Source organism: Nocardioides sp., from assembly GCF_016462705.1.
Classification (GTDB): domain Bacteria; phylum Actinomycetota; class Actinomycetes; order Propionibacteriales; family Nocardioidaceae; genus Nocardioides.
The window spans coordinates 1-21,121 of record NZ_JAEMSS010000071.1; the positions used below are offsets into that span (position 1 = coordinate 1).

Below are 21,121 nucleotides of genomic sequence, written 5' to 3' on the forward strand. Positions count from 1 at the left end.
GTGCTGAGCGAGGACCTCGAGGTGGTCGGCGTCAACGACCTCGCGGACCCCAGGACCCTGCGCGCCCTGCTGCGCCGTGACTCCACCTACGGTCGGTTCCCCGTCGAGATCGAGGCGGGCGAGGACGTCCTGGTCATCGGCGGTCGCAAGATCCCGTGCTCGAGCGCGACGACCCCCGCCGAGCTCCCGTGGGGCGAGCTGGCGGTCGATGTCGCCGTGGAGTGCACCGGTCGCTTCCGCACCGCGGAGACCGCCGGAGGGCACCTCGAGGCCGGCGCCCGCAAGGTGGTCATCTCGGCTCCCGGCAAGGGCGTCGACGCCACCGTGGTCATGGGCATCAACGACGGCGACTACGACCCGGCCCATCACGACGTCGTCTCCAACGCCTCCTGCACGACGAACTGCGTCGCGCCCATGGTCAAGGTCCTGCAGGACTCCTTCGGCATCGAGCGCGGCTTCATGACGACCGTGCACGCGTACACCGGAGACCAGAACCTGCTCGACGGACCGCACAAGGACCTGCGGCGCGCCCGGTCGGCAGCGGTCAACATCATCCCGACCACCACGGGCGCGGCCCGCGCCGTCGCCCAGGTCATGCCGGAGCTCGAGGGCCGGCTGGACGGGGTCGCCCTGCGCGTGCCGGTCGTCACCGGCTCTCTGGTCGACCTGGCCGTGCTCCTCGACCGCGAGGTCACCGTCGACGAGGTCAACGCGGCCTTCGAGGCTGCCACGCACACGCAGGCGTTCGAGGGACGGCTGCGCTACGAGGACGAGGACTTCGTCTCCGTCGACGTCATCGGCGAGTCGGCCTCGTGCGTGTTCGACTCCTCGCTGACCCAGGCATCCGGCCGGCTCGTCAAGGTCTTCGGCTGGTACGACAACGAGTGGGGCTACGTGTGCCGGCTCGCCGAGCTGGTCCGTCTCGTGGGGCACAACCCCGCCCCTGCCGGGGGTGCCTCGGCATGACCCTCGACGTGCGGATCCACGGACGGGGCGGCCAGGGCGTGGTCACAGCCGCTGAGCTGTTGTCCCTCGCCGCCTTCGACCAGGGTCTGCACGCCCAGGCGCTCCCGAGCTTCGGCTCCGAGCGGACCGGAGCCCCGGTCGTGGCCTTCTGCCGCATCGACGAGCAGCCGATCCGGGCGCACGACCCCGTCGACGCCCCCGATCTCGTGGTCGTCCAGGACCCCACCCTGCTGCACGACGCCGACGTGCTCCTCGGTCTGGCCGAGGACGGGCTGGTCATCGTCAACTCGAGCCGGTCGGTGGCCGAGCTGGAGACAGCAGGTCTGCGCCTGGGACCCGGACAACGCGCCCTGACCGTGCCGGCGACCGACCTGGCCAGGGAGCACCTGGGCCGCGCGATGCCCAACACCGCGCTCCTGGGCGCGGTCGCGGCCGCCACCGGCGTCGTGAGTCTCCACGCCGTCCGGCGCGCCATCGCGGAGCGGTTCGACTCGCGTGGGCGGCTGCTCGTCGCCGCCAACCTGCGTCTGGCCGAGGACGCCCACGACATGGTCATCGCCACCCAGGAGGCACACGGTGCTGAGACAGCTTGAAGGATCCCGAGCGGTCGCCGAGACCGTGGCTCGATGTCGTCCCGCGGTGGTCGCCGCCTACCCGATCTCGCCCCAGACCCACATCGTCGAGGCGCTGGCCGACCTGGTCACCGCCGGCGAGCTCGCGTCGTGCGAGTACCTCATGGTGGAGTCCGAGTTCGGCGCCATGTCGGCGTGCATCGGCGCGTCCGCGGCCGGTGCGCGCGCCTACACCGCGAGCGCCAGCCAAGGGCTGCTGTTCATGGCCGAGGCTCTGCCGAACGCCTCCGGGTTGAGCCTGCCCATCGTCATGACGGTCGCCAACCGCGCGCTGGGCGCACCGATCAACATCTGGAACGACCACTCCGACGCGCTCTCCCAGCGGGACGCGGGCTGGGTGCAGCTGTTCGCCGCCTCCAACCAGGAGGCGGTCGACCTGCACGTGCAGGCCTTCGCCCTGGCCGAGCGTCTCTCGTTGCCCGTGATGGTCAACATGGACGGTTTCGTGCTCACCCACGCGATGGAGGAGGTCGACGTGCCGGAGCAGGACGACGTCGACGCCTTCCTGCCCCCCTTCCAGCCCCGGCAGTGGCTCGACCCGGACGACCCGGTGACCATCGGTGCGATGGTCGGACCGGGTGCCTTCACCGAGGTGAAGTACCTGATGGCCGACCGGCAGATCCGCGCGCTCGACACCGTGACGGAGGTGGCGGCGGAGTTCCGTGCGGCGTTCGGCCGGGACTCCGGTGGCCTGGTCCGGCCGTACCGGACCGACGACGCCGAGGTCGTCCTCGTGGCCATGGGCTCCACGCTGGGCTCCGCGACCGACGTGGTCGACGACCTGCGCGCCGAGGGAGTCGCGGTCGGGCTGCTCGGCATCGGCTGCTACCGACCGTGGCCCTACGACGAGGTGCGCGCGGTCTTGGGTGGCGTCCCCCGGGTGGTGGTGGTCAACCGGGCGATCGCGGTCGGGGCCGGGAGCGTCCTGGGCCGGGACGTCAGGCTGAGCCTTCCTGGTGGGACCACCGTCGTCCACGACGTCGTGCTGGGGCTCGGCGGGCGGCCCGTGACGCGCGCGGGCCTGCGTGAGCTGGTGCTCGACGTGCTCGCCGGGCAGGTCCCGGACGAGACGCTCCACTTCGCCGACCTCGACCGCGAGGCCGTGCACCGTGAGCTGGCCCGAGAGGCCGCCCTCGAGGAGGCCGCCCGATGACGACCACGCTCTACCAGATCGGCACCTTCGCCGCCGGCAACCGCCTGCTCGCGCCCGAGCAGCGGGCGGTCCAGTCGAGCACCGAGCGCGGCAACGCCATCACCTCGGGGCACCGGGCCTGCCGGGGCTGCGGGGAGGCCCTCGCCGCGCGGGTCGTCCTCGACGCGGCGTCCCGCGCCTCCTCCGGCCGCATGGTCACCGTCAACGCCACCGGGTGCCTCGAGGTGTTCTCGACGCCCTACCCGGAGTCGGCCTGGCAGGTCCCCTGGCTCCACTCCCTGTTCGGCAACGCGGCCGCCGTCGCGTCGGGCGTCTCCGCCGCACTGCGCGCCACCGGCCGCGACGACATCCGGGTCGTCGCCCAGGCCGGCGACGGGGGCACCGTGGACATCGGCATGGGCTGCCTGTCCGGGATGTTCGAGCGCAACGACGACGTGCTGTTCGTCTGCTACGACAACCAGGGCTACATGAACACCGGTGTCCAGCGGTCCGGCGCGACGCCGCCGGCGGCCAGCACCGCCACGACCCGTCCGGTGGGGACGTCCGTGGGCAACGCGTTCGGGACCGGCAAGAGCCTGCCCCTCATCGCCATGGCGCACGAGATCCCGTACGTCGCCACCGCCACGGTCGCCGATCTGCACGACCTCGAGGCCAAGGTGGTGACCGCCATGTCCATGCACGGCGCCCGCTACATCCATGTCCTCGTGCCGTGCCCCCTCGGCTGGGGCTCCGCGTCGGCCGAGACCATCCGGGTGGCCAGGCTCGCCGTGCAGTCGGGCCTCTTCCCGGTCTTCGAGGCCCGCGAGGGTGCGGTGACCGCGGCCATGACCATCCGTGCCCAGGTGCCCGTCGAGGACTACCTGCGCCCCCAGACCCGCTTCGACCACCTGTTCCGTGGCGACGGCCGGCCGGACGTGGTCGCCGCGCTGCAGGAGCGCGCCGATCGCAACATCGCCCGGTTCGGGCTGCTCGCCGAGCAGCCCGACAACCCACCGGACGGGCGGCCGCAGGACCCCGCACCGCTGGAGAAGGAGACGCCATGAAGCTCCCGTACGCCGTGAGCCTGGGCCCCGGGACCAGCGCCGCGGACCTGACCGGCAGCTGGCGGACCGAGCGTCCGGTCTACCAGACGCTGGTGGCGCCGTGCGGCAACGCCTGCCCGGCCGGCGAGGACGTCCGCACCTGGCTCTACCTGGCCGAGAGCGGCGGCGCCGGCTACGAGGCGGCGTGGCGATCGATCATGGAGACGAACCCGTTCCCGGCGATCACCGGACGCGTCTGCTACCACCCCTGCGAGACGGCGTGCAACCGCGGGAACCTGGACGAAGCCGTGGGGATCAACTCCGTGGAGCGGTTCCTCGGCGACCGGGCCCTCGACCAGGGCTGGACGGTCCGGGTCCACACCCCGGCGACCGGGCGACGGGTCCTGGTCATCGGCTCCGGCCCGGCCGGGCTGTCCGCGGCCTACCACCTCGCCCGGCGCGGCCACACCGTCACCGTCCGGGAGTCGGCTCCCGCACCGGGCGGGATGATGCGCTACGGCATCCCGCGCTACCGGTTGCCCCGGGAGGTGCTCGACGCGGAGGTCGACCGGGTGCTGGCCCTCGGAGTGACCCTCGAGCTGGACTCCCCGGTCACCGACCTCGACGCCGCGCGGGCCGAGGGGTGGGATGCGGTGTTCCTCGCCGTGGGCGCCCAGCTCGGACGCCGCACCTATCTCCCCGCGGCCTCGGCCGCGAAGGTCCTGGACGCCGTCTCGATGCTCCACGGTCTCGAGACCGGTGACCGTCCGCTGCTCGGCCGGAGGGTGGCCGTGTACGGCGGCGGCAACACCGCGCTCGACGCCGCGCGGACCGCCAAGCGCCTCGGCGCCTCGGACGCGGTCGTCGTCTACCGCCGGACCCGGGAGCGGATGCCGGCGCACGAGGACGAGGTCGCGCAGGCGGAGCAGGAGGGCGTCGAGTTCCACTGGCTGTCCACCATCGAGCGCGTCGAGCCCGACGGCCTCCTCATCGAGCAGATGGAGCTCGACGAGAACGGGTTCCCGCAGCCGACCGGCCGCACCGAGCGGCTCGCGGCCGACTCCGTGCTGCTCGCCCTCGGCCAGGACACCGACCTGTCCCTGCTCGGCCCCGACAGCGGGTGCCGGGTCATCGACGGCTCCGTGGAGACCGACCACAGCTTCGCGACCGGTGTCACCGGTGTCTTCGCGGGCGGGGACGTCGTGGCAGGTGAACGGTCGGTGACCGTCGCCATCGGCCACGGCCGACGGGTCGCGGAGAGCATCGACGCCTGGCTCGCGGGCCGGTCCGCCCCGCCGGTGGCCGACCCTGACCTGGCGCCGTACGAGGCCCTCAACACCTGGTACTTCGAGGATGCCGCCCGGACCCATCGGCCGCTCCTGGAGCGGGCGCGGCGAAGCTCCACCTTCGACGAGGTGGTGCACGGGCTCGACGAGGACACCGCTCTCTTCGAGGCCCGCCGCTGTCTGTCGTGCGGCAGCTGCTTCTCCTGCGACAACTGCTACGCGCTGTGCCCCGACAACGCCGTGCTGAAGATCGGCCCTCCAGGGGAGTACGAGATCGACCTCGACTACTGCAAGGGCTGCGGGATCTGCGTGGAGGAGTGCCCGGCCGGGGCGATCCGCATGGTGCCTGAAGAGGTGTGAGTCAGGACCGCCGTGGCGCGCCGTGCCGGGGCGGGCACAGGAGCCGGTCGAGGACCACCAGGGTGCTCAGGGTCACCGCGGCCACGCTCCAGCTGGTGAGGCCGTGGTCCATGCCTTCGCTGGCCAGGTAGCCGAGCCCCAGGCACGCGACCGCGACCTCCAGGAGCGGAAGCAGCGGGCGCGTCCCCGAGGCGGCCGTGCGAGCGGTCGGGTCCTCCCACCTCCCGACGAGCAGCACGATGGCCAGGGTCGTCGCGGCCAGCGCCACCAGCCACAGCGGCCGGATCAGCCACCAGTCCCGGGTGTTCGGGTGGTCCGTGAGCCCGAAACCTCCGGCGGTGAGCACCGCTGCGCCCAGGACCCCCAGGGCGGTCAGGTGCCACAGGTAGATGGTCATCAGGCGGCCCTCGAGCGCCACGGTCGCCCGCCAGCGCCGCGGCTCGGCGACCAGCCGGGACAGCCAAGGCTCGGCCGCGATGGCGCCACCGGCCAGGAACAGGCCGAGGAAGAGCACGGTCGCCCGGGTGGGGTAGGTGTTGTTGAGCCCGTAGCCGTTCACGCCGACCATCGACATCCCGTAGGGGCCGAGCCAGACCAGCAGGTGGTGACGACCAGGCCCGACGCCGAGCACGCCACCGCCCGGCGTCGGTCGGAGAACCACCCGTCCGACCAGGCGAAGCCGACCATCTCCAGGGTCCCGAAGACCAGCAGGAGGTTGACGGCGCCGACCGCGGTGCTGGCCGCGCGGATCGACCACAGGTCCACCAGGCACACGGCCACCAGGCCGGCCAGTGGTGCGCCGACGCCCCAGCGTTCCCACGCGGTCATCGTGAGGGGGGTGACGGCCACGATGACGACGTACGTCGCCAGGAACCAGGTCGGCACGAGCGACGTCACGGACGCGATGCGCAGCCATTCGCCGTCCAGGCCAACGACCGGCGCGAGGGGCGTCGCGACGAGCCAGAACAGCAACAGCGGCACCACGGGGCGGGTGAGCCGCTCCGTGCGGCCGGCGAGCCAGGCGCCGTAGCTCGCCCCCCGAAGGCTCGCAGAGCGCCAGGAGCGTGCGTTCGCGAACCCGCCGACGACGAAGAACACGGGGATGACCTGGAAGACCCACGTGAGCGGATGGGTCCAGGGCGCGATCCCGAGCAGCCCCGCACGGTGCAGAACTCCCGCCGCATCGACGTACCAGCCCTGCTTCAGCCAGTGGCCGAGGACCACGGCAGCGAGCGCCAGGACCCGTACCAGGTCCACGGCGCGGCTCCGGCCCGTCGGCGTCGACCTCACGAGCTCGTCGAGGCGCAGCGAGGAGCTCCGGTGTCCGGACATGCTTGACGATGGCCCGGCCGCCGTGATCCAGGACACGGCCCAAGGTCCCACCGGATCGGTGTCCTTCGCCCCCGGTACCGGACCGCGTCGCGCGGGACAGTGGAGACATGAGGGAAGTCGTGGTCGGCACGGCCTGCGGGGTGTGCCCCGCGATGACCGCAAGATGAACAGGTCCACTCAGTGGTACGTCAACAGGGTCCGGGAGCCCGCCTCGCACCGTTGTCTCAGGTGTGGCGGGCCCTTGGTCTGGGTGGAGTCGGTGGGCTGGGTCGACTCGGTGCCCGGGCGCACCTACGACCTGTGTGACGCCGACCCCTTCGGCAACCACACCGCGGGGCCGCTCGTCAGGTGAGGTCTTCGGTCCTCCCACCGGAGCGACCTTTGCCCCTGACCTCCGGGACGTGGGACCGAGCAGCCTGGGTGGGAACCATCCGACCCAGGCCTGAGGAGGCCCCCGCAATGAGAGCAGCCGTCGTCACCGACTTCACCGCGCCCCTCGAGATCCAGGAGCGCGCCGTTCCCGAGCCCGGCCCCGGCCAGGTGCTGGTGCGGATGGAGGCCTGCGGCCTCTGTCACACCGACATCCACGCGGCCCACGGCGACTGGCCGGTGAAGCCCGCCCCGCCGTTCGTCCCCGGTCACGAGGGCGTCGGCATCGTCGAGAAGGTCGGGTCGGGCGTCACCAACCGCCAGGTCGGCGACCGGGTCGCCATCGCGTGGCTCGGCCACGCCTGCGGCCACTGCCGGGCCTGCGTGCGCGGCTGGGAGACGCTCTGCGAGGAGCAGCAGAACAGCGGCTACTCCATCGACGGGGCCTTCGCGGAGTACGCCGTCGCCGACGCCGACTACGTCGTCGCGGTCCCGGAGGGGGTGGACCCGACCGACGCGGCACCGCTGACCTGCGCCGGCGTCACGACCTACAAGGCCATCAAGGTCGCGCACATCGAGCCCAGCGAGCGGGTCGGCATCTTCGGCGTCGGGGGCCTGGGCCACCTCGCCGTGCAGTACGCCCGGCTCGTCGGTGGCGAGGTCGTAGCCGTCGACGTCGAGGACGAGAAGCTCGAGCTGGCCACCCAGCTGGGTGCCGACCACACCGTCAACGCGCGCGCCACCGACCCCGTGGCGGCCATCGAGGCGCTCGGCGGGCTCGACGTCGCCGTGGTGACGGCAGTGATCCCCCAGGTCTTCGAGCAGGCCTTCGCGTCGCTGCGTCGCGGCGGGCGCCTGGTCTGCGTGGGACTGCCCCCGGAGTCGGAGGGCCCGATGAGCCTGCCGATCTTCCCGACCGTCCTCAAGGGGATCTCGGTGATCGGCTCGATCGTCGGCACCCGCGAGGACCTGGCCGAGGTCTTCGCACTGCACGCTCTCGGCCGCACCCGGGTCGTCTCGCAGACCCGCAAGCTCGACGAGGTCAACGAGGCCATCGACGAGGTGCTCTCGGGCAAGACGCCGGCCAGGCTGGTCTTCCAGTTCTGAGTGCGTGACAGAGGTCCGCCGAAGGTCGGGACCTAGGGCCTCCGAGGCCCGGTCCTCCGACTCTCTCGGCGGGCCTCTCGCCGCTCCTAGCGTTTGTACCAACGCGGAGGCACACGGTCTCCGCCACCAGAAGGAGTCATCATGCGCTCGGCATTCGACAAGCTGCTCTCGTGGACGGGACTGGCGCTCGCCGTGTTCCTCCTCGCGGCCGGAGGTCTCTTGACCTGGGCCACCACGTTCATCGGCGACCAGGTCAACGACCAGCTCGTCATGCAGGACATCACCATGCCCACCGAGGAGGCCATCGCCGATCTGCCCGACGCAGACCGCGAGGCTCTCGAGGAGTACGCCGGCAGCCGGCTCGACACCGGCCCCGAGGCCAAGGCCTTCGCCGACCACTACATCCTGGTCCACATGAACGCGTCCAGCGACGGCCGCACCTACGAGGAGGTCAGCGGGGAGTTCATCCAGCTGTCCGACGAGGAGAAGGCGAGCGCCGAGGGCCAGGCCCTGGGTCAGCTCCGCCAGTCGCTGTTCATGGGCAACACCCTGCGTGGCCTGCTCCTCTACGGCTACGCGTTCGCCACGATCGGCACCATCGCCGGGATCGCCGCCATCGTCTCCTTCGGAGCCGGCGCCGTCCTGCTGGTGCTTGTCGCACTCGGCTTCTGGCACGCCCGCAAGGCCGGGCAGTCAGCCGAGCGGCCCGCGCCGCAGCAGGTTCTCCAGAAGGCCTGAGTGCGACAACAGTCTCCCGGGATCCCGCAAGGGGTCTCGGGAGATCTGTGTTTCGGGCAGTTCGACCCTGCCGGGCCGCCGCCGCGCGTGCCAGCGTGGGTGTATCAGAGATGAGGTGCGCGATGTCCGTCCCGCTGCTCCGCCTCGAGCACATCGACAAGCGCTTCGGCGCGGTACAGGTCCTCACCGACGTCTCGTTGGACGTCCCCGAGGGCCAGGTCACGGCGCTGGCCGGCGACAACGGTGCCGGCAAGTCGGTCCTGGTCAAGTGCGTGGCCGGCATCCACCGCCCCGACGCGGGGCAGATCCTGTGGGAGGGGCGACCGGTCGAGCTGAACAACCCCCGGGACGCCTCCGCGCTCGGGATCGAGATCGTCTACCAGGACCTGGCCCTGTGCGACAACCTCGACATCGTCCAGAACATGTTCCTCGGCCGGGAGCGCACCCGCCGCCGGCTCCTCGACGAGGCGAGCATGGAAGGGGCGGCCCGCCGGACCCTGCGCTCGCTGGCGGTCACCACCGTGCGGTCGATCCGCCAGCCGGTCCGCTCGCTCTCGGGCGGCCAGCGCCAGTCGGTGGCGATCGCCAAGTCCGTGCTCTGGAACTCCCGGCTGGTGATCATGGACGAACCGACCGCGGCGCTCGGCGTCGCCCAGACCGAGATCGTCCTCCAGCTGATCCGCAGGCTGGCCGACCGCGGTGTCGCCGTGATCGTGATCTCGCACAACATGAACGACGTGTTCCGCGTGGCCGACCGGATCGCGGTCCTGCACCTGGGCCGGCTGGCGGCGGTCCGCCCGGCCGGGGAGCTCGACCACCGCACGGTCGTGGACCTGATGACGGGTGGCTCCTCGACCCGGTCGGTCGACGCGATCGCCGTGACCTGAGGACCGCGCTCGCTCCCTGGCCCCGGACGCTGACCCGGGACACGGATCGGGATACTGGGCCGTGCTCTGCCACGTCTGCTACGCCGAACCGGCCGACCTCCCCGACTGCCCGGCCTGCCGGGGGAGCGGCCGGGCGACCTCTGTCCCGCTGTGCGTCGAGCCGTGGAACGAGGTCGTCCCGGGGCTCTTCCAGGGAGGCCATGACGTGCGGTCCCAGTCGCGGACGGCCTGCGTCGTCACCGACGAGTTCGACCTGGTCGTGAGCATGACGACCCGCGAGGGCTACGGGCCGGACGCGGGCGTCGAGCACCACGTGGCCCGGATGGCGGACGCCGGGGTGGACGCGGGCATCGCCGCCCGGGTCGACGAGCTCGCCCGGGTCACCGCCGAGGCCGTGGAGGCCGGCCGCCGGGTCCTGGTGCGCTGCTCAGGGGGACTCAACCGCTCCGGCCTGGTGGTGGCCGCGTCTCTGGTGCGGCTGGGCCACGCTCCCGATGACGCCATCGCGCTGGTGCGCCGGGCCCGCGGTCCGTGGGCGCTGACCAACCCCGGGTTCGTGGCCCACCTGCGGTCGCTGGCCCGGGCCTGACCGTGCCGACCCGGCGGATCGGGACCCTGTCGCCCAGGTCACATCCGCCCGTGTAAGCATGCTGGCAGCCCGTTCCCGTTCTGGAGGTCTCGTCTTGTCCCTCACCACTCCACGCCGCGTCGTCGCGGCAGCTACCGCATCGGCGGTCGCCCTCATCGGGCTCGCCGCCACCGCGAGCTCGACCGCGCCTGAATACCGATCCGGAGCGGACGGCCAGAAGGCCTACGCCTCGCTCGCCAAGAGCAAGAAGAAGGACTACGTCAAGCTCGACGTGCTCGCGATCAACGACTTCCACGGCCAGCTCGAGGTGGTCCCACCGACCAGCTCCAGCGGCAGGATCAACAACACGCCGGCCGGTGGTGGCGCCTTCCTGGCGTCGCTGCTCAAGCAGGAGCGCAAGAAGTCGCGGGCGGCGGGCGCCAAGACGGTCACCGTGGCCGCCGGTGACCTGATCGGAGCGTCGCCGCTGCTCTCCGCGGCGTTCCACGACGAGCCCACCATCGAGGCCATGAACATGATGGGCCTCGACATCGCCTCCGTCGGCAACCACGAGTTCGACGAGGGCTGGCGCGAGCTGAAGCGGATGCAGAACGGCGGCTGCCTCGCCGACGGCACCGGCGCCAACGGCCAGGACTCGTGCCCCGGAGGCAAGACCTTCGAGGGCGCCAAGTTCAAGTACCTCGGCGCCAACGTCAAGTGGAAGGACCCCAACCGGAAGCGGTCGGTCTTCCCCGCGACGAAGATCGTCAAGGTCAAGGGCCAGAAGGTCGCCTTCATCGGGATGACCCTCGAGGACACCGACACCATCGTCGCCCAGGCCGGCATCGCCGAGATCGAGTTCGCCGACGAGGTCGCGACCGCCAACGCGCTGGTGCCCAAGCTCCGCAAGAAGGGCGTCAAGTCGATCATCGTGCTGCTGCACGAGGGCGTGACCCCGACCGACGCGACGGCGTACAACGACTGCACGGTCGCGACCGGTGCGGCTCTGGACATTGCCAAGAACCTCAGCCCCAAGATCGACGCGGTCGTGAGCGGCCACACCCACCAGCCCTACAACTGCGTGGTCAAGGACCCGGCAGGGAAGCCGCGGCTGCTGACGAGCGCCTCGTCGCTCGGCCGGATCGTCACCAAGCTGCACTTCCTCATCGACCCGAAGACCCGCGACATCGTGCGGCCGGCGGCGTACGCCCACAACATCATCGTGGGCAACAGCGAGGGCCAGGCGCAGTCGAAGAAGATCACCAGCCTGATCAGCCTCTACAACACGCTGGTCAAGCCGATCGCCGACCAGGTCATCGGTCATCTGGACGGTGTCTCCTCGATCACCCGCACCGCGGACGTCAACGGTGGTGACTCGGCCCTCGGGAACCTCATCGCCGACGCCCAGAAGGCCGACCCGAGCATCATCAGGAACGGACAGAAGCCGGTCCTCGCGTTCATGAACCCCGGCGGCATCCGCGCCGACCTGGTCGAGAACGCCAACGGGGACGTGACCTACGGTGCCGCCTTCGCTGTGCAGCCGTTCAGCAACAACGTCGTCTCGATGGACCTGACCGGTGCTCAGATCAAGGCGGTTCTCAACGAGCAGTGGAACGGCACCAACGAGCCCTCCAACCAGCGCAAGATCCTGCAGGTCTCCGGGCTGGAGTACACCTGGGACGCCTCCGAGGCGGCGCTGCCCGGGGCCAACGCCCTGGTGGGTGACGTCATGGTCGACGCCGACGGGGACCCGCTCACCGCGATGGTGCCGCTGGTGGACGGTCAGACCTACCGGGTGGCGGCCAACGTGTTCATCTCCGACGGCGGCGACAACTTCGCCACCTTCAAGTCGGGCACGAACAAGCTGGTCGGCGGGCTGGACATCGACTCGCTGAGGCTCTACCTCGGAGCCAACGACCCGACCGCGCCGACGGCGACGGACCGGATCGACCAGCAGGCCTAGCACCAGCTCGACACAGGCAACGAGGGCCATCCGCGTTCGCGGGTGGCCCTCGTCCTGTCTGCGGTCTGCGTCAGCGCCGCTCCCACGACGCGGCCGTGCGGGTGAGCAGGTCTGCCACGACGCCCTCGACGGAGCCAGTGCGCTCGTAGGCAGTCCGTTGCCTGCTCGCGCCCGACCCGGCCAGGACCCGGTCGACACCGTCGGCCACCCGGTGCTGGTCGTCCGCGACCTCGAGCTGCTCAGCGACGAGCTGGACCAGCTGCGTCACGACCTCGCGGGCGGGCCGCAGCTCGTGGGTGGTCGGGTCCACCAGGTCGCCGGACAGGCCGTAGCGGGCCGCCCGCCAGCGGGCGGCCCGGAGCTCCTCGCATCGCCACACCACCGGCTCACGGTCAGCCGTCCACTGCGCCGCGGCGGTCGCGACCAGCGCACGCACCAGGGCCGCCAGCAACCCGGCGTCGTCGGGGTCCGTCACGACGTCGAGGACCCGCACCTCGACTGTCGGCCAGCTCTCTGACAGGCGCGCGTCCCAGTAGAGCATCCCTCGGTCCCGGGCCGCCCCGCTGGCGAGCATCCGTTCGCTCGCCTGCTGGTAGCCCACGAGCGACCCGAAGCGCTCCGTCGGCCCGGCGCTGGGCCAGGCCGACCACATCTGGGTCCGCCAGGAGGCGTAGCCCGTGTCCTTGCCGGCCGAGAAGGGGGAGTTGGTGCTCATCGCGAGGAGCACGGGCAGCCACGCGGCGATCCGGTCGAGGCATCCCACTCCCTCCTCGGGGGAGCCGACCGCCACGTGGACGTGCATGCCGCACGTCGTCCCGAGCAGCGCCACGTCGCCGAAGGTCTCGACCATGTCCCGGTAGCGCTGGTCGGGGGTCACCCGGGGTTCGTCGACCCCGACGGGGACCGTGCCGGACGCGGCCACGCCGAGTCCACGGGCGGCCGCTGCCTCCCCGGCGGAGCGTCGCGCCGCGACGAGCTGCTCGACGAGGTCGTCGATGCTCGTCGTGGGCGCCGTGCGGATCTCCAGCTGGTGCCGGAACAGCTCCTGGTCCAGCTCCTGGTCCGGTGCGCGGGCTGCCCCACGCGGACCTCGTTGCCGCTCGCCGTGCTCCTGGAGGACCTCACGGGCTCGCGAGGTGACGGTCGAGGAGCCTGGGTCCACGACCAGCAGCTCCTCCTCGACGCCGACGGTGCGGGTGTCCACACGCCAGCGGTACCCATGGTCAGTCGGCGACGCTCCCCGGCTCCAGCCGGGCGCCCGCCTCCAGGGTGACCGCCGGACCGACCCTGCTGTCGCAGCCCACCATCGTGACCGCGTCCGGGTCGTCCCGGGCATCGACCTGCGGGTGGCTGACTCGCGCGTCCTGGTCCACGACGGACCGCGCGTCCAGCACCGTCCAGTGCACCTCGGCCCCGGACCGGATGACGGCGTCGGTGAACACCACCGAGTCGGCGACCAGCGCGCCCGCCTCGACGACGACCCCGGGGCCGATCACGCTGCGCTCGACGCGTCCCCGGACCCGGGCGCCTGGCGAGAGAAGGCTGTCGACCACGACCCCGCCGTCGAGCACCCGTGCGGGCGTGCGTTGCGGGAGCCGGGACAGGACCGGCCAGTGGGGGACCGACAGCACGTCCACGTCGTCGGTGAGGATCTCGTGGTGGGCGCGCAGGTAGTGGTGCGGCTGGCCCAGGTCGCGCCAGTAGCCGTCGTGCTGGAAGGCGAACGTCCGGCCGCGCTCGACGAGCCGGGGCACGAGGAGGTCCCCGAAGTCCCCGAGCCCGGTGTCGCCCTCGTCGCTCTCGGCGGCCGTCTCCCGGTGCAGCTCCTCCAGGACCTCGCGCAGCACCTGCGGGTCGTAGACGATGACCTCCGCCGTGATGGACACCCGGGCGTCGCCGTCCGGGGGGTCGTCCGGCTTGTAGCTGAAGCCGGTGACCCGCCCGTCGTCGTCGACGTCGACCACGCCGTGGTCGCGCGGGTCGTAGCCGGGAGGCAGCGGCGTGGTCACCAGGGTGCACTCGGCCGCGTTGTCCCGGTGCGCGTCGAGGACGTCGCGGTAGTCGAGGCGGTAGACGTGGTCGGCGCTCATCACCAGGACGAGGTCCGGGTCGAACTCGGCGAGCTGGTCGCGGAACCGGAAGAGCTCGTCGGCGTTGCCACGGGCGAACCCCTCCTCGTCCATGCCGCCCGTGCCCTCGTGGGGCAGCAGGATCCGGAGCCCGCCCAGGTTGCGGTCGAGGTCCCACGGCCGCCCGTTGGCGACCTCCTCCTGCAGCGTCGCGCCCTGGAACTGCAGTGACAGCCACACGTCGCTGATCCCGGAGTGCGTCAGGTTGGAGAGCGGGAAGTCCACCAGCTGGTGCACGCCCGCGAACGGCAGGGCGGGCTTGGCGCGCTCCCGGGTCAGCACGTCGAGGCGCCCGCCCACCCCACCGGCCTGGATGAGCGCGAGCACTCGTCGTCGGTCCATCCACGGCCAGTACCCGGAGGACGCGAGCGTGGACGAGACGGCCCGGGCCGGCTCTTGGGTGTCTTCAGCCGAGCAGCAGCCGCAGCCGTTCCGCGTTGCGCACCGCGTGCCCGGCGCCGTCGTTGTTGAAGAACGCCCAGACGTCACGGTCGTCGTCCAGCCACTCACGGATCCGGTCCGACCACCAGCGCAGGTCGCCCTCCGAGTACGACCCGGCGTAGAGATGCTGGTGGCTCGGGCCGTGCAGCCGCACGTAGACGAACGGCGCCGTGGCACGCAGGACGCAGGGGAGCCGGGCGCCGCTCATCACGACGTACGCAGCACCGTGCCGCTCGAGCAGTGCGTAGACGTCCTCGACGTGCCAGCTCGGATGCCGCATCTCCACCGCCACCGGCAGCTCGGGGGGCAGGCGTCGCAGGAAGTCGGCGAGACGTTCGTCGTCTCGCTCGTGGTCGGGGTGCAGCTGGAGCAGCACCGGGCCGGCATGCGCGCCCAGCGCGCGCCAGGCCTCGTGCAACCGCACCGCCCACGCGTTCTCGGGATCCTTCAGACGCCGGGCATGGGTGATCCACCGGGACGACTTGACGGCCATCCGGAAGCCGTCCGGCAGCACCTCACCCCAGCGCTCGAACCGCCTGGTGCCGGGCCACCGGTAGTAGCTCGCGTTGAGCTCGACGCAGTCGAACGTCTCGGCGTACCGGTCCCGCCAGCGGGCCTTGGGCAGACCCTCCGGGTAGAGCACCCCGACCCAGTGGTCGTAGCTCCACCCCGAGCAGCCGATCCACGCTCTCGCCACCTGTGGCAGGTACCCGGCCCGCGGCTCAGCGCGCCTCGCGCTTCACGCGGCGGCGCAGCTGCAGGATGCGCAGCATCCCGGACAGTCCCGCGAGGAACAGTCCGGCCACGGCGGCGATCAGCAGTGCGACGGCCACGGACACCTGTCCGTCCCAGGCGAGGAACGACACCGTGGTGGTGCGGGTGTTCTGGGCGATGAAGACGATCAGCAGCACCAGCACGACCCCGAGGCTGACCGTGGCGGCCCAGAAGCCGCTCGTGCGGGACCCGCGCAGCGGGTCCTGGTGCGAACGCCGGTCCGGCTCCTCGCGCAGCACCCGTTCACGGTCGGGTCCGGCGTCGTCTGTCGTCATGGCTGGAAGGTACCCATACCCCGGCCGGGCAGAGGGTACCGATCAGACCTAGCCGGACCCGTCCGATCGGAGGTCATGCCATGCCGAGCAAGTCAGCGAACGTGAAGAACGAGAAGCAGTACGAGGCCCTCAAGGACAAGGGGATGTCCAAGGAGCGTGCCGCGAAGATCGCCAACACCACGGACGCGTCCAAGAAGGGCGGCAAGCAGAGCGGCAAGGGCGGTGACAGCAGCCAGGGCGGCACCACCGCCCAGAAGAAGAAGGCGGGCCGCAAGGGCGGCAAGGCCGCCGCCAAGAAGGGCTGACGGGACGCCCTGACCGCAGGCCTCAGTCGCGCAGCCTCGGCAGCACGTCGCGGCCGTAGGCCTCGATCATCGCCACGTAGTGCGGGCCCATGTTGGCGACGTAGACCTCGTCGTAGCCGGCGTCGACGTAGTCCTGGAGCTGCCGCACGTGCCGGTCGACATCACTCCCGGCCACGATGCTGTCCGCGGTCGACTCCTTGGTCACCAGCTGGGACGCCTGCTCGAAGTGCTGCGGGCTGGGGAGCACCTGCGCCAGCTCACCCGGGAGCCCGGCGTTGGCCCAGAGCCGGTGCGCGATGTCCACGCCCTCGTCCTCGGTCTCGGCCCAGGAGACCTTCACGCCGCCCTGAGCCGGCTTGCCGCCGGACTTCTCCTTGAACGAGGCGACGGCGTCGGCGTCGTCCTGGGTGTTGATGAACCCGTCGCCGATGCGGGCGGCGACCTTCAGAGCCTTGGGCCCGAACGCCGAGACGTAGATCGGGGGCGGTTGGTCGGGCAGCGTGTAGAGGCGGGCGGTGTCGGTCTTGTAGTGCTTGCCCTGGCGGGTGACCACCTCGCCGCTCCAGAGCTCGCGGATGAGGTCCACCGCCTCCTCCAGCATCTCCAGCCTGACGTCCGCCGACGGCCAGGGCCCGCCGAGGATGTGCTCGTTGAGCGCCTCACCGCTGCCGACGCCCAGCACGAACCTGCCCTCGAGCTGGACGGCGGCGGTCGCCGCGGCCTGCGCGATGACCGCCGGGTGGATCCGCACGGTGGGACAGGTGACCGCGGTGGTGACCGGTAGCGAGCAGGCCTGGGAGATCGCCCCGATGAGGCCCCACACGAACGGGCTGTGGCCCTGCTCGTCGTTCCACGGGTGGTAGTGGTCGCTGATCCACAGCGCGTCGAAGCCCGCCCGCTCGGCGGCGACCGCCTGCTCGACGATCTCGGCGGGCGAGTACTCCTCGCTGGACAGGAAGTAGCCGAAACGCATGGCGGACTGGTACCCGACGGCAGTCGGCGAGCAACACCTAGGCGCCGCGGGACCGACGAGCGGACCGGTACGCCGGCTCGCGGAGCCGGACGACCGCCGGGTACTGCTCGAGACCGGCCACCTGGTGGAGCACCGGGTCGAACGACACCGTGGGGTCGCCGGCGTCCTGGTCGGAGACGGTGAGCTCGGCGAACGTGCGCCAGGGCCCTCGGCCCAGGGCGACGGCCAGCTCGACCAGACCCGGGGTGTCGGAGCGCGCGCCGAGCAGGAGCGGTCCCCGGGGGCTGCGGTAGGGGAACAGCGTGGTCATCGGCCGGCCGTACGTCGTGGAGCTCGGGGTCAGGACGAACCGGTTCCACGGCCCCCATCCGGTCGAGGCGAGGAGCAGGTCGCCGGGGGAGCCGTCGGGGTTGCTGACCCGGACCGCCAGCCCCTGGATGTCGGGCAGCGGGCCGGGCAGGCCCACCGACCGGGACTCACGCACCAGGACCGGCTCGTCTCCGGGCTCGTCGAGGAACGCGACGCCCGTCTCCGGGGCCGAGCCGTGCCGCCGGAGCCGGCCGCCGACGACCCGCCCGCGGGGATGCAGCGGCTTGCGGGCCGGGCGCACGGCGCCGACGGTGCGGAAGGCGCTGCCTAGGACGGCGCCGCCGCCGGCCGATGCGGCGCGGCCCAGTGAGTCGGCCAGTGAGTTGGCCAGTGAGTTCGCCAGTGAGTCGAGGTGGGTCATGGGGGAGCGGTACCCCTGAGGGTGAGAGCGGTGACCAGACCCACGGGTACCGAGCGGTTCCCCTCGACCCTGGAGTGACATGGCCGCCAAGAGCACAGCGAAGAAGACCGCCCAGAAGACCGCCAAGAAGACCGCGAAGAAGACCGCCCAGAAGACCGCCAAGAAGGTGGCGAGGACCGCAGCGAAGCTGCTGGAGCCGACCATCCCGGGCGCGCCGGGGAGCGCGCCGGCGCCCTTGGACGAGCCCACCGAGCCGCACGCCCCGCTGCCGCCCAAGGCTGACCAGGGCACGCCGGACAGCCGGACCGCGACGGGCACGGACCTCGGGGCAGACCCGACCGCCGCCGCCCAGCAGGGCGCCTTCCTCACGACCTCGACCGGGGCGCGGCTCCGGGACAGCGACCACTCGCTGAAGGCCGGTCCGCGGGGCCCGACGCTCCTGCAGGACCACCACCTCCGCGAGAAGATCACGCACTTCGACCACGAACGCATCCCGGAGCGCGTGGTGCACGCCCGTGGGGCCGGCGCGCACGGCGTGTTCGAGGGGTACGGCACCGCGGACGCGGTCACGGCGGCCGGCTTCCTGGCCAAGGGGAAGGAGACCCCGGTCTTCGTGCGCTTCTCCACGGTGCTGGGCTCGCGCGGCTCCGCCGACACCGTCCGCGACACCCGCGGCTTCGCGACGAAGTTCTACACCGACGAGGGCACCTTCGACCTGGTGGGCAACAACATCCCGGTCTTCTTCATCCAGGACGGCATCAAGTTCCCCGACGTGATCCACGCCGGGAAGCCGCACCCGGACCGGGAGATCCCCCAGGCGCAGAGCGCCCACGACACCTTCTGGGACTTCGTGTCCCTGCACACCGAGGCCCAGCACCACACGATCTGGAACATGTCCGACCGGGGCATCCCGCGCTCCTACCGGATGATGGAGGGCTTCGGTGTGCACACCTTCCGCTGCACCAACGCCGACGGCCGGACGTCGCTGGTCAAGTTCCACTGGAAGCCGGTGCTCGGCGTCCACTCCCTGACGTGGGAGGAGGCGCAGATGCTCGCCGGCCTCGACCCGGACTTCCACCGCCGCGACCTGTACGACGCCATCGAGGCGGGCGCGTTCCCGCAGTGGGCGCTCGGCATCCAGGTCTTCGAGGACACCGAGGACCAGCTGTTCGCGGGGATCGACCTGCTCGACCCGACCAAGCTGGTGCCCGAGGAGCTCGCCGAGGTGCAGCCGATCGGACGGCTCACGCTCAACGCCAACCCGACGAACTTCTTCGCCGAGACCGAGCAGGTCGCCTTCCACGTCGGGCACCTCGTGCCGGGGATCGACGTGACCGACGACCCCCTGCTCCAGGCCCGGCTGTTCTCCTACGTCGACACGCAGCTCTCCCGGCTGGGCGGGCCGAACTTCAACCAGATCCCCATCAACCGCCCGCACGCACCCGTCAACGACATGCTGCGCGACGGCTTCCACCAGCACGCGGTGCACGGCGGGGTCGCGCCGTACAAGCCGAACTCCCTCGACGGCGGCTGCCCGTTCTTCGCCGGCACCGGGGACCGGCCGTTCGTCGACACCCCGGTCCAGGTCGCCGAGGCGACCAAGGTGCGGGCCAACCCGGCGACGTACGACGACCACTGGAGCCAGGCCCGCCAGTTCTGGCTGAGCATGAGCCCGGTCGAGAAGGAGCACATCATCCGGGCCTACACCTTCGAGCTCGGCAAGTGCTACGAGCAGGCGGTCAAGGAGCGCCAGCTGCTCGCCCTCGCCAACATCGACCCGGTGCTCTGCGCCGAGGTCGCCACCGGCCTCGGCCTTCCCGCTCCCGACCCGACGATCGCCCTCGAGGACCCCGACCCCAGTCCCGCGCTGTCCCAGGTGCTCGGGGAGTACCCGCCGGACGGCCGGATGGTCGGCATCGTGGTCGACCCGGACGGCGACCTCAGCGGTGTCGGGAGCCTGCGGGCCGCCATCGACGCCGCCGGGATGGTGCCGCTGCTCATCGCCCCGCACGGCGGCTCGGTCGACGGCATGCCGGTCCAGCGCACGTTCGCCACCGGGCGCTCGGTCGAGTACGACGTCCTGCTGGTCGGCGGGGCCCCGGTCCCCGCCCCCGACGCCCTGCCGGCCCGGGACGAGAAGGCGGGGGCGGACGAGGGTGCGGCCATCGACCCGCGCGTCCTGATGATGGTCGAGGAGTGCTACCGGCACGCCAAGGTCATCGGTGCCTGGGGCGAGGGTGTCCGGGCCCTGGACGCCGCGCGGGTCACCGGCGCGGTCGGTGTCGTGACAGGGGACGACCCGGCGGCTGTGCTCGCCGAGGTGCAGACCCTGATGGCGGCACACCGCGTCTGGGCCCGGTTCCCCTCGTCGGTCGCCTGACCCTGGGGTGTCGCAGCCTGATCGGGGACAGGACTGGGTACTGCCCCCTGCGGACAGGTGGTGACGTCGATCCGACGCCGTCACACCTCCGTGGAGGGAGACTCATCATGCTCTGGACCATTCTGGTCATCCTGGCGATCGTCGTGCTGGCGATCTTCATCCTCAACTACGTCAGGGGCCGGGGCCGGGTCTGACACCTGGTCCGGCGACCTGCCGGGGTGGCGAGGAGACTCGCCACCCCGATGGGTGGAACTGCCCCGGTCGGCGCGCCTCGAGCGGCCGTTCGGGTACCGCAGGTACGTGACCACCCTCCCCAAGCCCCGCGGTGCGCTCAGCGTGGCGGTCCTGAGCGCCCTCGTCGACGTACCGACCCGCGAGGTCCCCCTGATCGACCTCGCTCCGGAGTCCCCGGATGACGCCGCGATCACCCTCTGGGTGCTGCACGAGCTCTCCTACGGCGGGTTCGAGGAGGTCGACGACCGGGCGGAGCTCGAACCGGAGCTGCTGCGCGTACGTCGCCGCCTGGAGCAGACGCTCGAGGCGGACCTCCGCGGACGCTGGCCCGGCGTGCCCGAGGGCGTCGACCTGGCCACCGGCTTCTTCGACTGGGTCGCGGACCAGGACGGTCCGTCGCTCGCGAGGTTCGTGCAGTCCGAGGCCACTCGCGAGCAGGTCCTCGACCTGCTCCGGATCCGGTCGGTCTACCACCTGAAGGAGGCCGACCCCACCAC

At 71.7% G+C, this 21,121-nt stretch carries 20 protein-coding genes and 1 pseudogene; 13 read left to right on the plus strand and 8 right to left on the minus strand.

The window, feature by feature from the left end:
• Genes gap through JHD21_RS10880 form a run of 5 tightly spaced genes read left to right on the plus strand, consistent with a single transcriptional unit; the run spans position 1 to position 5,419 of the window.
• The gene (gene gap, locus JHD21_RS10860) at positions 1-966 is read left to right on the plus strand and encodes a type I glyceraldehyde-3-phosphate dehydrogenase (RefSeq protein WP_292674710.1); all 966 of its coding nucleotides are present in this window, start codon (positions 1-3) and stop codon (positions 964-966) included.
• Entirely contained in the window at positions 963-1,559 is a 597-nt protein-coding gene (locus tag JHD21_RS10865) for a 2-oxoacid:acceptor oxidoreductase family protein (RefSeq protein ID WP_292674712.1), read from the plus strand. Before gap ends, JHD21_RS10865 begins: the two co-directional genes overlap by 4 nt.
• Positions 1,543-2,751 carry a transketolase C-terminal domain-containing protein gene (locus tag JHD21_RS10870; RefSeq protein WP_292674715.1) on the plus strand — a complete coding sequence of 403 codons (1,209 nt, stop codon included), beginning with the start codon at positions 1,543-1,545 and terminating at the stop codon, positions 2,749-2,751. Before JHD21_RS10865 ends, JHD21_RS10870 begins: the two co-directional genes overlap by 17 nt.
• Positions 2,748-3,794 (plus strand): thiamine pyrophosphate-dependent enzyme, encoded by a 1,047-nt coding sequence (locus tag JHD21_RS10875; protein WP_292674718.1) that lies wholly within the window; start codon positions 2,748-2,750, stop codon positions 3,792-3,794. Before JHD21_RS10870 ends, JHD21_RS10875 begins: the two co-directional genes overlap by 4 nt.
• A complete protein-coding gene (locus JHD21_RS10880; protein WP_292674720.1) occupies positions 3,791-5,419 on the plus strand; it encodes an NAD(P)-binding protein in 1,629 nt (542 codons plus the stop codon). Before JHD21_RS10875 ends, JHD21_RS10880 begins: the two co-directional genes overlap by 4 nt.
• Position 5,420: 1 nt before the next feature.
• Here the strand turns inward: JHD21_RS10880 and JHD21_RS10885 are convergent, their stop codons facing one another.
• Together JHD21_RS10885 and JHD21_RS10890 are read right to left on the minus strand one after the other, a co-directional pair.
• Positions 5,421-5,987, minus strand: coding sequence for a hypothetical protein (locus JHD21_RS10885; RefSeq protein ID WP_292674723.1), 567 nt, complete (start codon positions 5,985-5,987; stop codon positions 5,421-5,423).
• Positions 5,975-6,751 carry an acyltransferase family protein gene (locus tag JHD21_RS10890; protein ID WP_292674725.1) on the minus strand — a complete coding sequence of 259 codons (777 nt, stop codon included), beginning with the start codon at positions 6,749-6,751 and terminating at the stop codon, positions 5,975-5,977. Before JHD21_RS10890 ends, JHD21_RS10885 begins: the two co-directional genes overlap by 13 nt.
• 459 nt (positions 6,752-7,210) lie before the next feature.
• Here JHD21_RS10890 and adhP point away from each other — a divergent pair, with 459 nt between their 5' ends.
• The 5 genes from adhP (at position 7,211) to JHD21_RS10915 (ending at position 12,383) form a co-directional block, all read left to right on the plus strand.
• Positions 7,211-8,227 (plus strand): alcohol dehydrogenase AdhP, encoded by a 1,017-nt coding sequence (gene adhP, locus JHD21_RS10895; RefSeq protein WP_292674728.1) that lies wholly within the window; start codon positions 7,211-7,213, stop codon positions 8,225-8,227.
• 141 nt (positions 8,228-8,368) lie between these two features.
• A complete protein-coding gene (locus tag JHD21_RS10900) occupies positions 8,369-8,965 on the plus strand; it encodes a hypothetical protein (RefSeq protein WP_292674731.1) in 597 nt (198 codons plus the stop codon).
• A 122-nt stretch (positions 8,966-9,087) separates the two neighbouring features.
• Positions 9,088-9,852: an ATP-binding cassette domain-containing protein gene (locus JHD21_RS10905; RefSeq protein WP_292674734.1), complete on the plus strand. Its 765-nt coding sequence runs from the start codon at positions 9,088-9,090 to the stop codon at positions 9,850-9,852.
• 61 nt (positions 9,853-9,913) lie between these two features.
• On the plus strand, positions 9,914-10,441 hold the full coding sequence (locus JHD21_RS10910) for a dual specificity protein phosphatase (protein ID WP_292674737.1): 528 nt from the start codon (positions 9,914-9,916) through the stop codon (positions 10,439-10,441).
• 94 nt (positions 10,442-10,535) lie between these two features.
• Positions 10,536-12,383, plus strand: coding sequence for a bifunctional metallophosphatase/5'-nucleotidase (locus JHD21_RS10915; RefSeq protein WP_292674740.1), 1,848 nt, complete (start codon positions 10,536-10,538; stop codon positions 12,381-12,383).
• Positions 12,384-12,453: 70 nt separating this feature from the next.
• Here JHD21_RS10915 and JHD21_RS10920 read toward each other — a convergent pair whose 3' ends face one another.
• From JHD21_RS10920 to JHD21_RS10935, 4 genes are all read right to left on the minus strand, one after another.
• Positions 12,454-13,587 (minus strand): glutamate--cysteine ligase, encoded by a 1,134-nt coding sequence (locus JHD21_RS10920; protein ID WP_292674743.1) that lies wholly within the window; start codon positions 13,585-13,587, stop codon positions 12,454-12,456.
• Between the two features lie 19 nt (positions 13,588-13,606).
• Positions 13,607-14,854: a sugar phosphate nucleotidyltransferase gene (locus JHD21_RS10925; RefSeq protein WP_292674746.1), complete on the minus strand. Its 1,248-nt coding sequence runs from the start codon at positions 14,852-14,854 to the stop codon at positions 13,607-13,609.
• Between the two features lie 64 nt (positions 14,855-14,918).
• Complete coding sequence (locus tag JHD21_RS10930) at positions 14,919-15,650, minus strand: DUF72 domain-containing protein (RefSeq protein ID WP_292674749.1); 732 nt, start codon at positions 15,648-15,650, stop codon at positions 14,919-14,921.
• Between the two features lie 25 nt (positions 15,651-15,675).
• On the minus strand, positions 15,676-16,002 hold the full coding sequence (locus JHD21_RS10935; RefSeq protein WP_292674752.1) for a lipopolysaccharide assembly protein LapA domain-containing protein: 327 nt from the start codon (positions 16,000-16,002) through the stop codon (positions 15,676-15,678).
• Positions 16,003-16,082: 80 nt separating this feature from the next.
• Here JHD21_RS10935 and JHD21_RS10940 point away from each other — a divergent pair, with 80 nt between their 5' ends.
• Complete coding sequence (locus tag JHD21_RS10940; protein ID WP_292674755.1) at positions 16,083-16,307, plus strand: hypothetical protein; 225 nt, start codon at positions 16,083-16,085, stop codon at positions 16,305-16,307.
• Between the two features lie 22 nt (positions 16,308-16,329).
• Here the strand turns inward: JHD21_RS10940 and JHD21_RS10945 are convergent, their stop codons facing one another.
• Together JHD21_RS10945 and JHD21_RS10950 are read right to left on the minus strand one after the other, a co-directional pair.
• Positions 16,330-17,280: a TIGR03557 family F420-dependent LLM class oxidoreductase gene (locus tag JHD21_RS10945; RefSeq protein ID WP_292674758.1), complete on the minus strand. Its 951-nt coding sequence runs from the start codon at positions 17,278-17,280 to the stop codon at positions 16,330-16,332.
• A 37-nt stretch (positions 17,281-17,317) separates the two neighbouring features.
• On the minus strand, positions 17,318-18,010 hold the full coding sequence (locus tag JHD21_RS10950) for a hypothetical protein (protein ID WP_292674760.1): 693 nt from the start codon (positions 18,008-18,010) through the stop codon (positions 17,318-17,320).
• 79 nt (positions 18,011-18,089) lie between these two features.
• Between JHD21_RS10950 and JHD21_RS10955 the strand changes: the two genes are divergently transcribed.
• The gene (locus JHD21_RS10955) at positions 18,090-20,390 is read left to right on the plus strand and encodes a catalase (protein ID WP_292674762.1); all 2,301 of its coding nucleotides are present in this window, start codon (positions 18,090-18,092) and stop codon (positions 20,388-20,390) included.
• A 300-nt stretch (positions 20,391-20,690) separates the two neighbouring features.
• Positions 20,691-21,121, plus strand: a pseudogene (locus JHD21_RS10960) (iron-containing redox enzyme family protein); the annotation flags it as partial.

Bases quoted from the DNA above. Each gene is read 5' to 3' on its own strand.
- JHD21_RS10865 (WP_292674712.1), top strand. From the start codon at position 963: ATGACCCTCGACGTGCGGATCCACGGACGGGGCGGCCAGGGCGTGGTC.
- JHD21_RS10875 (WP_292674718.1), top strand. From the start codon at position 2,748: ATGACGACCACGCTCTACCAGATCGGCACCTTCGCCGCCGGCAACCGC.
- JHD21_RS10880 (WP_292674720.1), top strand. From the start codon at position 3,791: ATGAAGCTCCCGTACGCCGTGAGCCTGGGCCCCGGGACCAGCGCCGCG.
- JHD21_RS10885 (WP_292674723.1), bottom strand. From the start codon at position 5,987: ATGGTCGGCGTGAACGGCTACGGGCTCAACAACACCTACCCCACCCGG.
- JHD21_RS10890 (WP_292674725.1), bottom strand. From the start codon at position 6,751: ATGTCCGGACACCGGAGCTCCTCGCTGCGCCTCGACGAGCTCGTGAGG.
- adhP (WP_292674728.1), top strand. From the start codon at position 7,211: ATGAGAGCAGCCGTCGTCACCGACTTCACCGCGCCCCTCGAGATCCAG.
- JHD21_RS10900 (WP_292674731.1), top strand. From the start codon at position 8,369: ATGCGCTCGGCATTCGACAAGCTGCTCTCGTGGACGGGACTGGCGCTC.
- JHD21_RS10905 (WP_292674734.1), top strand. From the start codon at position 9,088: ATGTCCGTCCCGCTGCTCCGCCTCGAGCACATCGACAAGCGCTTCGGC.
- JHD21_RS10925 (WP_292674746.1), bottom strand. From the start codon at position 14,854: ATGGACCGACGACGAGTGCTCGCGCTCATCCAGGCCGGTGGGGTGGGC.
- JHD21_RS10935 (WP_292674752.1), bottom strand. From the start codon at position 16,002: ATGACGACAGACGACGCCGGACCCGACCGTGAACGGGTGCTGCGCGAG.
- JHD21_RS10940 (WP_292674755.1), top strand. From the start codon at position 16,083: ATGCCGAGCAAGTCAGCGAACGTGAAGAACGAGAAGCAGTACGAGGCC.
- JHD21_RS10945 (WP_292674758.1), bottom strand. From the start codon at position 17,280: ATGCGTTTCGGCTACTTCCTGTCCAGCGAGGAGTACTCGCCCGCCGAG.
- JHD21_RS10950 (WP_292674760.1), bottom strand. From the start codon at position 18,010: ATGACCCACCTCGACTCACTGGCGAACTCACTGGCCAACTCACTGGCC.
- JHD21_RS10955 (WP_292674762.1), top strand. From the start codon at position 18,090: ATGGCCGCCAAGAGCACAGCGAAGAAGACCGCCCAGAAGACCGCCAAG.